1 protein-coding gene is annotated in these 336 nt (G+C 66.7%); it reads right to left on the bottom strand.

The window, feature by feature from the left end; translation table 11 throughout:
- A partial coding sequence (locus J4F31_12575) for a hypothetical protein (GenBank protein ID MCE2497387.1) occupies positions 1–336 on the bottom strand: 336 nt, incomplete at both ends.

Raw genomic sequence — 336 nt, forward strand, 5'->3', positions numbered from 1 at the left:
GCGCACCGCCCGTGCAGTCGCCGAAGCCGAATACGATCACCGGCAGGTCGAAGTCGCGGACGAAGCGGGTCAGGCGGTCATTGATGGCCGCCATGGAGAACAGCGCCCCGGCACCTTCCATGGTCTGCATGCCCCCCGAGGAGATGAAGCAGATGACCGGTAGACGCTCCTCGGCGCAGACCACGAGGAGCTTGCAGAATTTCTCGGCGCTCGCCATGTCGAAGGCGCCGGCCTTGAAGGCGGTGTTTGAGATCACCACGCCGGCGCGCAAACCGCCCTGGCCGTCCTTGAAGCGGCCGATGCCCGTGACCACGCCGCACGGCGGCGTACCCTTCT

This window comes from Flavobacteriales bacterium, from assembly GCA_021296215.1.
GTDB lineage: Bacteria > Bacteroidota > Bacteroidia > Flavobacteriales > ECT2AJA-044 > ECT2AJA-044.